The organism is Micromonospora sp. LOL_023 (genome assembly GCF_048060115.1).
Lineage (GTDB): Bacteria > Actinomycetota > Actinomycetes > Mycobacteriales > Micromonosporaceae > Micromonospora_E.
This window is the reverse complement of record NZ_JBHMIM010000065.1, coordinates 22,090-32,282: the sequence shown is the minus strand read 5'-3', so window position 1 is coordinate 32,282 and position 10,193 is coordinate 22,090. Positions and strand designations below refer to the sequence as shown.

At 68.8% G+C, this 10,193-nt stretch carries 8 protein-coding genes and 2 tRNA genes; 3 read left to right on the top strand and 7 right to left on the bottom strand.

Annotated elements, in window-relative coordinates:
• Nucleotides 1–319: 319 nt before the first annotated feature.
• The 3 genes from ACFHVL_RS26590 to ACFHVL_RS26580 form a co-directional block, all read right to left on the bottom strand.
• Nucleotides 320–1,339: a tryptophan--tRNA ligase gene (locus ACFHVL_RS26590; protein WP_416631166.1), complete on the bottom strand. Its 1,020-nt coding sequence runs from the start codon at nucleotides 1,337–1,339 to the stop codon at nucleotides 320–322.
• 72 nt (nucleotides 1,340–1,411) lie between these two features.
• A complete protein-coding gene (locus ACFHVL_RS26585) occupies nucleotides 1,412–2,068 on the bottom strand; it encodes an HAD family hydrolase (protein WP_416581240.1) in 657 nt (218 codons plus the stop codon).
• A 206-nt stretch (nucleotides 2,069–2,274) separates the two neighbouring features.
• A tRNA-Lys gene (locus ACFHVL_RS26580) sits at nucleotides 2,275–2,350 on the bottom strand.
• 186 nt (nucleotides 2,351–2,536) lie between these two features.
• On the opposite strand from ACFHVL_RS26580, the gene ACFHVL_RS26575 reads away from it, so the two are divergent.
• Together ACFHVL_RS26575 and ACFHVL_RS26570 are read left to right on the top strand one after the other, a co-directional pair.
• Nucleotides 2,537–3,802 carry an Ig-like domain-containing protein gene (locus ACFHVL_RS26575; protein WP_416631165.1) on the top strand — a complete coding sequence of 422 codons (1,266 nt, stop codon included), beginning with the start codon at nucleotides 2,537–2,539 and terminating at the stop codon, nucleotides 3,800–3,802.
• Between the two features lie 209 nt (nucleotides 3,803–4,011).
• Nucleotides 4,012–5,310: an Ig-like domain-containing protein gene (locus ACFHVL_RS26570; protein ID WP_416631164.1), complete on the top strand. Its 1,299-nt coding sequence runs from the start codon at nucleotides 4,012–4,014 to the stop codon at nucleotides 5,308–5,310.
• Nucleotides 5,311–5,379: 69 nt separating this feature from the next.
• On the opposite strand, the gene ACFHVL_RS26565 is transcribed toward ACFHVL_RS26570, so the two are convergent.
• Nucleotides 5,380–5,455 (bottom strand) — tRNA-His (locus ACFHVL_RS26565).
• A gap of 80 nt (nucleotides 5,456–5,535) precedes the next feature.
• The gene (orn, locus tag ACFHVL_RS26560) at nucleotides 5,536–6,138 is read right to left on the bottom strand and encodes an oligoribonuclease (RefSeq protein WP_416631163.1); all 603 of its coding nucleotides are present in this window, start codon (nucleotides 6,136–6,138) and stop codon (nucleotides 5,536–5,538) included.
• 96 nt (nucleotides 6,139–6,234) lie between these two features.
• Between orn and ACFHVL_RS26555 the strand changes: the two genes are divergently transcribed.
• Nucleotides 6,235–7,533 carry a glycosyltransferase family 87 protein gene (locus tag ACFHVL_RS26555; RefSeq protein ID WP_416631162.1) on the top strand — a complete coding sequence of 433 codons (1,299 nt, stop codon included), beginning with the start codon at nucleotides 6,235–6,237 and terminating at the stop codon, nucleotides 7,531–7,533.
• Here ACFHVL_RS26555 and ACFHVL_RS26550 read toward each other — a convergent pair.
• On the bottom strand, nucleotides 7,490–8,320 hold the full coding sequence (locus ACFHVL_RS26550) for a YcnI family protein (protein WP_416631161.1): 831 nt from the start codon (nucleotides 8,318–8,320) through the stop codon (nucleotides 7,490–7,492). The genes ACFHVL_RS26555 and ACFHVL_RS26550 overlap by 44 nt on opposite strands.
• Before the next feature lie 13 nt (nucleotides 8,321–8,333).
• Nucleotides 8,334–9,995 carry a copper resistance CopC/CopD family protein gene (locus ACFHVL_RS26545; RefSeq protein WP_416631170.1) on the bottom strand — a complete coding sequence of 554 codons (1,662 nt, stop codon included), beginning with the start codon at nucleotides 9,993–9,995 and terminating at the stop codon, nucleotides 8,334–8,336.
• Nucleotides 9,996–10,193: the final 198 nt, after the last annotated feature.

Genomic DNA, 10,193 nt, shown 5'->3' with positions numbered 1-10,193 from the left:
CCCGCTACTCTTACTCACCAGAAAGGTGCACCCGATTCCATCATGGATATGATCTAGACACTCACATCCTTACAGGTCAGGTGCACCTTTCTCTCACCGGCCTTGATCAATCAAATCCCCTCTGACTGGGGGAGGTCAGAGCCGGCCAGCCCGCAGGCCGACCCATCGAGCCTGGTCGCCGATCTCAGGAAACCACCAACCGGCTGGACCCCAGCGGCCAACCTGCTGGTCGCGCTGCCCGGCAAATGGACGACCGCCTGGCACTGCGCCGATCAGGTAGTCGACGCACTCGTTTGACGGCGAGGCACGCTGTCAGCGCCTACCCGATGCCGACGGCGTCGCGCACCCGCTCCAGCAACGGTCGGGTCTGCTTACGGGCCTTGTCCGCGCCGTGCGCGAGGAGGTCGTCCAGTTCGCTGCCAGGTGCCATCAGCGCCTCGTAGCGCTCCCGCAGCGGCGCGAACTGGGCATTCAACGCGTCGGTGAGCTGGGCCTTCACCTCGCCCCAACCCATCCCACCGGCCATCAGCCGGGCTCGGGTCTCGGCAACGACGTCCGCCTCGCCGAACCGCTCCAGCAGCGTGAAGACCGCAGCCGAGTCGGGATCCTTCGGCTCCTCGAGCGGCACGCTGTCAGTCGGGATCCGCCGGATCATCTTGCGCAGACCGGCTTCGGACTCGAACAGCGGGATCGTGTTGCCGTAGGACTTGCTCATCTTCCGTCCGTCGACGCCGGGCAGGGTCTGCGCCGAGCCCTCATCCGGTATGACGGCAGCTGGGATCTTCAGCCTGAATCGATCGCCGTAGACGGCGTTGAAGGCACCGGCGATGTCAGCTGCGTACTCGACGTGCTGGACCTGGTCACGGCCAACCGGCACCACATCGGCGTCCATGATGAGAATGTCGACCGCCATCAGCATCGGGTAGTTGAACAGGCCCATGTTCACACCCGCGTCCAGATCCTCCTTGCCGGCCGCACGGTTACGGTCGCGCGCCGCCTTGTACGCGTGCGCCCGGTTCATCAGCCCCTTACCGGTCAGGCAGGACAGCACCCAGGTCAGCTCAGGGATCTCCCGGATGTCCGACTGGCGATAGAAGGTGGTGCGGTCCGGATCGAGTCCGGCCGCGAGCCACGTCGCGGCCACCGAACGGGTGTAGTGCCGCAACAGATCACGGTCACGGATCGTCGTCAGCGCGTGTAGGTCCGCGATGAAGTACAGGGACTCATAGTCATCGACCAACTTCAGTGCGGGAAGGATCGCGCCAATGTAGTTGCCCAGATGCGGTTCACCGGTCGGCTTGATACCAGTCAGCGAAACCTTACGCGCCGTCGACCCCATAGGTAGGACATTACCGCGCGGCCACGTCGATCTTCTGACCGCACCCGGCGCTCGGAACACATCTGGAATCGGTCAGCCGCCGGTCACCAGCCCAAGCAACGGCGGAAGGTCATCCATTTTGTGGAACACCTCGGTGGAGCCCGTCCGAGATCCGTCCGGGGCGTACCGCAGAACCTGCATCCCTGCAGCCAAGCCGGCTGCAACGCCGGCCTCGCTGTCCTCGACCACCACGCACCGTTCAGGCTGTACACCCATCCGGGACGCCGCCAGCAGAAACAGATCAGGGGCCGGCTTGCCTCGGGCGACCTGCGAGGCAGTAAAGATCCGCCCGTCGAAGTATCTCGCCAGGCCACTCGCACTCAGCGTCAAGTCGACCTTGGCTGGCCGGCCGTTCGACGCCACGCAGAACGGGACCCTGAGCCGTTCAAGCAGCTGAGCGACGCCCGGCACCGGCCGGACCTGGGCCCGCAACGCGGCATCAACCGCAGCGGTGAGCCCGTCGAACCAGCCCGTTGGCACCTCGCCATCGAGACGGTCCGCGATTCGCTGCGCCGCCACCTCCTGCGCCAGCCCCACGAACTCCCGAGCGCACTCCTCATCGGTGATCCGGACACCGAGGTCTCGCATCCACTCGGTGAGCACCCGGGCAACGATCGGCTCGCTGTCCACCAGCACCCCGTCGCAGTCGAAGATGACGAGCTCGGGCGATGCGGCGATTCCAGGGCTCACCTTCATCACTATCCCAGCCCGGCATCCGCCCGTTCGACGAGCCCGGCGGCGGGTCGGGATGGAACGTCCCGTCAATGCCGCTGCTGTCCCGCCAGCGGTCGACCGGTCCAACGGCTCCCGATCGCCCGGCGAGCACCGAGCCAGCGGTACGGTGTACGACAAAGGCCCCAACCGGGCGGGAAACGCCTGGTCGGGGCCTTGGTGTCTGGTACGCCGCGTAGGACTTGAACCTACAACCCGCGGATTAAGAGTCCGCTGCTCTGCCAGTTGAGCTAGCGGCGCTCGCTGACAACGTCGGCAACCGTAGCACGCCTGGCTGTCCAGCTTCCAACCGATTGCCGGCAACGAGCCGACTGTCTGGCGGAGCTGCCCAGGTGCACAGATCTGGCACCCTTCCGGATCAGGCACGAAGGGCGTAGCGGGTGATGCACGATGTCGGCAGGGACGCAACAAGGAACGGGGACTGGGATGGACAGGGTCAGGAGGGGTTGGTCGGTCGCGGTGACACTGGCAGTCATCGCGCCGGCAGCACTGGCAGGGTGCGGAGCGGACAAGACACCACGTTTTGTCAGTGGAAAGGTGGCACAGGCGAGTCCGACGCCACCGCCGGAACCGTTCGAGTTCGCCATCGCGCCGGAGGCGGACGCGAAGGATCTGCCGATCAGCATGGAGATCGGCACCACGGTCAGCGGTGGGGAGATCACCTCGGTGACGCTCGTCGAGGAGGGTGGCGGCGAGGTGAGCGGCAGCATGCGCGACGACGGCACCTCCTGGGTGCCGGACAAATCGCTCAAAAACAGCAAGAAGTACACAGCTACGGTGGTCGCGACCAGCACAGCTGGCGACGAGGAGACCAAGACCACGACGTTCAGCACGATGGGCAGGTCCGGTTCGCAGACCGGCACCGGCCTCTACCTGTTCGACGGGCGGACCTACGGGGTGGCGATGCCGGTGGTGGTGGAGTTCTTCCCGGGTATACCCGAGAAGGAACGGGCCAGCGTGCAGAAGCGGATGTTTGTCTCCACCGACCCGCCGCAGCCGGGCACCTGGTACTGGTTTCCCGACGGCACTCAGGCGTTCTACCGGGCACCGGACTTCTGGCAGGCAGGCACCGAACTGCGCGCTCGGATCGGCTTGGCAGGGCATCCGACCGGGGATGGTCGCTACGGCGACCAGGACCGCAGCGCCACCGCGACGATCGGTGACAAGGTGACGATGGAGGTCGACAACGCCACCAAGCAGTTGAAGTTGTTCAAGGACGACAAGTTGGTCAAGCGGATGCCGGTGAGCTTGGGCAAGGCGAGCACGCCATCGTCGAGTGGCACCATGGTGGTGATGGACAAGCAGGCGCAGACGGTCTTCGACACCTTCGCCGAGCTCGGCCCCGAGGAGGGTTACCGGACGGACATCTCGTTCGCCCAACGGATCACCTGGGGTGGCGAGTTCATTCACGCCGCTCCGTGGTCCGTCGCCGACCAGGGCGTCCGCAACGTCTCGCACGGCTGCGTCAACATGTCGATGGCCAACGCCGAATGGCTGTTCAGCCAGACGAAGGTCGGCGACCCGATCACGGTCAAGGGCACCGAGGTGCAGCTGGCCGACGGCAACGGCTGGACGGCCTGGAACCTCAGCTGGGCGGAATTCGTCAAAGGTAGTGCGTTGCCGGTCCCGGCCGACCTGAAGCCGAAGGCGACCTCCGCTCCGGCACCGGCACCGTCTGCGACATCCGGTTGACAGCAGGCGAGCCGGGACAGCGAGGGAAGACTTCTGAATAAACGCCTATAGCGGACGAATCCGACGCGACCGAGCCGAGATAACCCGACATACTGGGGATATCGGTCGGTCGCGTCGGTATTGGTTCCGCCGAGGCACGAACCCGGGAGTTGCCACAACGCGTCATTTATGGACGATGGGTTTCGGGGACCGAACTTCGTGAGGAGATCATGCGAGTGAGCCGCAATCAGGCAATGCCGCCCGCTGGGCGGGTGCGTCCACCGGTAGCGCGGGCACTCGTGGCCATCGCGCTCACCGCCACACTCGTCCTGACCGGCGCCTGCACCGGTGGCGGCAACGCTCCGTCCTGGCGCGACGGTGCCGATCCGGAGCCGAGCCAGAAGGCGCAGGCGACGATCACCGCGCCGGCCGCCGACGCCACGGACGTGCCTGCCTCGACCGGGGTCACGTTCACCACCGCCGAGGCGGTCGAGACCACGGTCGAGTTGACCGACGCCGCGGGCAACCCGGTCGAGGGCGAGGTGAACGCCGACGGCACCGAGTTCCTGCCGACCGGGCAGCTGGAGTACGCGGCCGCGTACACCGCCACGGTGACGGTGACCGGCGACGACGACAAGACCACGACGGTAAGCCACGAATTCCAGACGATGGCCCAGCCGGCCAACCGGGTCCGCGTCTCCAGTTTCCTCGGCGACGGCAACGTGGTCGGTGTGGCGATGCCGCTGATTCTGCGGTTCGACCGCAACATCCCCGAGGACCACCGCGCCGACGTGCAGCGGCGACTGAGCGTCCGCAGCGAGCCCGCCCAGGAGGGCGTCTGGTACTGGGTCAGCCCCACCGAGGTCCAGTTCCGCCCACGCGAGTTCTGGCAGGCCGGCACGAAGCTGTTCTACAAGGCGCAGACCGGCGGGCTGCCGATGGGCGACGGCTGGTACGGCCGCAACGATCTCACCATCGACGCCGAGATCGGCTCGGCGTTGGTCATGACGGTGGACAACGCGTCCAAGAAGATGACGGTCGCCAAGGACGGGCAGACCATCAAGGAGATCCCGGTCAGCCTCGGCAAGCCGAAGACCCCGTCGTCCAGCGGCACCATGATCGTGATGGAGAAGCTCAGGGAGACCGTCTTCGACACGTACGAGGAGTTGGGTCCCGAGGAGGGCTACCGGACGGACATCGAGTACGCGCAGCGGCTGACCTGGGGCGGCGAGTTCATTCACGCCGCTCCGTGGTCCGTCGCCGACCAGGGCGTCCGCAACGTCTCGCACGGCTGCGTGAACATGTCGATGGCCAACGCCGAATGGCTGTTCAAGCAGACCAAGCTCGGGGACCCGGTGACGGTCAAGGGCACCGAGGTGCAGCTGGCCAACGGCAACGGCTGGACGGTATGGAATCTCAGCTGGGAGCAGCTCATCGAGGGCAGCGCCCTGCCGTACGAGCCGCCAGCGGCGGTCGAGTCCCCGGCCGCCGGCACCGGCGACGACGCCAGCGACGACCCGCAGGCCTGACGAGGAACACGTAGCACGAGGACAACCAGAAAGGCCGGTCAGGATCGATCCTGACCGGCCTTTTCCGTTTGGGGTGACTGAAGGGACTTGAACCCTCGACACCCGGGACCACAACCCGGTGCTCTACCTGCTGAGCTACAGCCACCATGAACCTCACCCGACATACTTGCCGTGTGTGGTGCCGACCAATGATAGCCCTACCCGGGCGTCCCCCGTCGAGCGGGTTCACTCACCAGGCAGCAGGCCGGCGGCGATGGCCTTCGCCGCGTCGACGTCCGGCCCGGGCAGCGGTACGAAGATCGCCCGGCGGTAGTACTCCAGCTCGCGGATGCTCTCCTGGATGTCCGCCAGCGCCCGATGCGACAGGCCCTTGGCCGGCTGGCCGAAGTAGACCCGGGGGTACCAGCGCCGACACAGCTCCTTGATCGACGACACGTCGATCATCCGGTAGTGCAGGTGGGTGTCCAGCCGGGGCATGTCACGGGCGAGGAAACCGCGGTCGGTGGCGATCGAGTTGCCGCACAGCGGGGCCGTCTTCGGCTCCCGGACGAAGCTGGTGACGTACTCCAGGACCTGATCCTCGGCCTCGGCCAGGGTGATCGCCGAGCGGCGTACCTCGTCGGTCAGGCCGGACTTGGCGTGCATCTCGCGGACCACGTCCGGCATCCCGGCCAGGGCTTCCTCGTCGGCGTGGATCACCAGATCGACGCCTTCGCCGAGCACGTTGAGATCCGAGTCGGTGACCAGCGCGGCCACCTCTATCAACGCGTCTTTACCGAGGTCGAGCCCGGTCATCTCACAGTCGATCCAGACAAGAAGATCCGCCACGCCGGACAGCCTACGCGGCCGGGTCCAGCCGGCCACCGGTCCTGGCGTACCGGTGCCGGACCGGGCCGTGCGACGGACCCGGCTAGGCTCGCGGTCGTGCCCGCCGAGAACCTGCCGGAAACCAGCACCCCCCGCGTGGCCGACGGCCGGTCCCGGACGCCGCGCCGGGTCGCGGTGATCGTCGGGCTCAGCGCCGCCGTCGCTGCGGCTCTCGCCTGGTACGGCAACCGGCACGACTTCTACGACCTGAAGATCTACCTGAGCGCGATGCGCTGGTGGGCCGACGGCAACCCGCTCTACGACTACTCCCAGCCCGACGTCGTGCAGGGCACGCTCTACTTCACCTACCCGCCGTTCACCGCGTTGCTGCTGCGACCGTTCGCGGCGCTGAGCGACGTGGCCACCGCGACGATCTTCACCGTCGGCTCCCTGCTGGCGCTGGTGGTCACCACGGTGTGGCTGGTCACCCCGATCGCCCGGCGACGCGGGTTGCCACGCTGGTGGCTGGCCGGGCTGGCGGTGCCGCTGGTGGTGCTGATCGAGCCGACCCGGGAGACCATCTTCCTCGGCCAGATCAACATGCTGCTGGTGGTGCTGATCCTGGCCGACCTGCTGTTCGCCGTACCGAAGGGGTCCCGCTGGGCCGGGGTCGGCATCGGCCTGGCGACCGCGATCAAGCTGTTCCCGGGGATCTTCATCGTCTATCTGCTGGTCACCCGGCGGTGGCGGGCGGCGCTGGTGTCGTGCGTGGCGGCGGCCGGCGCGACGCTGCTCGCGGCGGCGGTCCTACCGGCCGAGTCGTGGCGGTTCTGGACCCAGGAGCTGTGGAGCACCGAGCGGGTCGGCCGCAGCGACTACACGGGTAACCAGTCGCTGCAGGGGCTGTTGGGTCGGCTGGTCGCCCCGGACGAGCCGAGCCGGCTGATCTGGCTGGTGCTGGTCGCGGTCGTCGCCGGCTACGGGCTGTGGCGGGCCGCCCAGGCCGTTCGGGCCGGTGACGAACTGGCCGGGTTGACGCTCACCGGGCTGGTCGCCGCGTTGATCGCGCCGATCACCTGGCCGCATCACGTGTACTGGTTCGTTCCGGCGCTGATTCTGCTGCTCGACGCGGCGCTGCGGCAGCGCGACGGGTCCGACTCGACGCCGACGGCGGTGCCGCAGCCTGACGGCCCGGCGGCCCGCGCCGGGGTCCGGGCCGCCGGGCTGCTGGCGTTGGCAGCGGGTTCGTTCGCGGCGCTGGTGTTCGGTGTGGTGTCGTTGATCGACTGGGGTCACGACCGGGCGCCGACCGATGACCCGGTGACGTTCCTGCTGCGCAACCTGTACGTGCTGGTGGCGGCGCTGCTGCTGGTCAGTCTGCCGATTCGCCGGACGCCGGTGGAGTCGCCCCGGTAGCTCCGGTGGCACCACCGGCGGCCACGGTAGGGCCACCGGCGGTTCCGGACGGCTCGGTCCGCCGGGACCGGATGAACGCCAGCCCACCGAGCAGCAGCCCGCCGAGGCCGGCGAGCAGCCCGGCGACGCCCACCCCGAGGGCCGCTCCCGCGCCAGCGGTGTCGTCGTCGCCGGCGCTGGTCGAGGCGTCCTCGCCGGTCTCCGGGGCGGCGCCGGGCGCTGAGGAGTCCTCGCCGTCCGCTACCAGGGTCAGCACACTGGCCGGGGTCGCCGGCTCGTCCTGACCGGGCACCGGCACCTCGATCCAGCGGACGACGGTGCCGTCGGAGTAGGTCTGCAGCGACTTGAAGACCACCTGGTCGACGTCCGGCAGCGGGCCGAGGGAGACCGGGAAGTCGACGAACTCCCCCGGTTGCACGCCCACCTCCGGGCTGGCTGCGGTCCACACGATCCGGGACACCGCCTCGGTGATCTGGGCGCCGTGCACCTCCAGCGGTGGATCCACCGGCTCGGACTGCACCTGCACGGTCCAGCCGGGCACCCGGGCCAACGACACCGAGGCGACCGGCGCGTCCTCCGGCATCACCACCTCGACCTGGGTGGTGCTGGCGGTGTCGCTCTCGTTCGGTACGCGGAAGTCCAGCCGGGCGTAGTCGCCGATGGTGGCCTGCGGCGGGTTGACCGTGATGTGCGCGGCCGCCGGGGCGGCCAGACCGAGGACGCCGACGAGGACGGCCGCACCGGTGAGCGCCACGGTGCGGGCCAGCGTGCGTCGGGGACGGAGCATGAAGGGACCCTCTCTAGTTGATCTCCACCGTGGTGGACACGGTGGCCTGGTCGATTTCGGAGATCCGGACGGTGATCTGGAACTCCCAGTCTCCCGCGGTCGGCAGGCTGATCTCGCCGGTCGCGTGGTTGTCGGTCAGCGGCAGCAGCGGAATCTCGATCGGCTCGACCCCGCTGGCGGGTAGCGCGGCCGTCGCCTGCCACTCGATCACCGGCTGGGGCCGGTTGTCCGGGGTGTACGCGTACAGGTGGACCGAGTTGTTGCCGCGCCGGGCCGGATCCACCTCGATCTGCAGCGAGTAGATCTCACTGTCGAGGGTGGCGGAGAAGTAGTTGCTGGTGGCGCGCAGGTCATCGGCGACGGCGGTCCGCGCCGGGGTGGTCTGCACCAGCACCGCGGTGACCGCCAGCACCACGACGGTGACGGCGAGTTCGGCGATCACCGCCTGACGCATCCGACCGGGCCGCCCGGCGGCGGTCCGGTTGCGCACCAACTGCCGCGAGTACGCCGCCACCGCCAGCACCACCAGGAACAGGCCGATCTTGGCCAGTAGCAACCGCCCGTACGTGGTGTCGAACAGTGCGCCGAGCGTGCCGACCTCGATCAGCGCCTGCACGGTGCCGGCCAGCAGCAGCCCGCAGACCGCCAGGGCGGCCCAGCGGGACCAGATCGGCAGGATCGCGCCAAGTTCCCGCTCGTCGGCCTGACGCAGCAGGAACACGGCGAGCATCAGCAGCCCGCCGAGCCAGACGGCCATTCCGGCCAGGTGGGCGACGTCGACCACCACCGACACCGCCGGCACCGGTGAGGCCGCCGGGTGGCCGGCCAGCGGCCAGGTGAACGCACCGACCACGGCAAGCACGCCGAGCAGGATCCGGTCGCTGCGACCCTCGGTCCCGGCCAGGTACGGACGCAGCAGCACCGCCACGGCGGCCACCACGCCGAGGCGCACCAGCAGGGCGGCGCCGAGCCCGCTGCCGAGCACGTCGCGCAGCGCCGCGCCATCGACCGTGCCAAGTCCGCCACCGGTGACGTACGGGGCCTGCAGCCAGATGGCGGCCAGGGTGGCCGCCGCGACCAGGCCCAGCCCGGTCCAGGCCACCCGCGCGGGGCCGGAGCGGGCCAGCCGCCGTGGCCAGAGCATGCTGAGCACCAGCGCCGGACCGACGATCAGCAGCAGACCGACGTACCCGAGGAACTTGCTGACCTGGATCAGCCGGCTGACCACCGGGTCGGTCTCGGCACCGCCGGTGTCGGTGGGCACCGCCGACGGCGCGCCGACGGAGTAGGTGAACCCGCCGGAGACCGGATGGCCGTCCGCGGAGATCACCCGGTAGCTGACCAGGAAGGTGCCGCGGGTCGTCTGCTGGTCGACCGGGATGATGACCACCGCGCCGTCGAAGACCGGCTCACCCTGGTCGATCCGTTGCCCGTCCGGGGAGATCACCCGGACCCGGTCGGGCACCTGGCGCACCGACTCGGAGAAGGTCAGCACCACCTCCGCCGGGGCGTTGGGCAGCACCGAGTCGACCACCGGGCTGGTGCTGGCCAGTACGGCGTGTGCGCTGGCCGCCGTGGCGGGGAGCAGGACCACGGGCAGGGCGGCCAGGAACAGGCCGACGATGGCCGCGAGGCGCGACGTCCATCTATTCGTTGCGGCAGTCATGCTGCATATGCTCGCCGGTCGGGCCGCCCGCGCGCGACCCGGCTCACCCTCATTCATGGTTGGTCGGCTGATTGGCGGGAAAAGTTCCGGCGATTCCGGCGCGGATCCCGGCGATCCCGGCGCGGCCCGGGGCGGGTGGGCGCATCCCCGGCGGCGACCCGGAGTGTGACGGATTCCACCCCGACTTTGGCGTTTGTCGTCATAGCA

Bases quoted from the DNA above. Each gene is read 5' to 3' on its own strand.
- ACFHVL_RS26590 (WP_416631166.1), bottom strand. From the start codon at position 1,339: ATGGGGTCGACGGCGCGTAAGGTTTCGCTGACTGGTATCAAGCCGACC.
- ACFHVL_RS26575 (WP_416631165.1), top strand. From the start codon at position 2,537: ATGGACAGGGTCAGGAGGGGTTGGTCGGTCGCGGTGACACTGGCAGTC.
- ACFHVL_RS26570 (WP_416631164.1), top strand. From the start codon at position 4,012: ATGCGAGTGAGCCGCAATCAGGCAATGCCGCCCGCTGGGCGGGTGCGT.
- ACFHVL_RS26550 (WP_416631161.1), bottom strand. From the start codon at position 8,320: ATGCTCCGTCCCCGACGCACGCTGGCCCGCACCGTGGCGCTCACCGGT.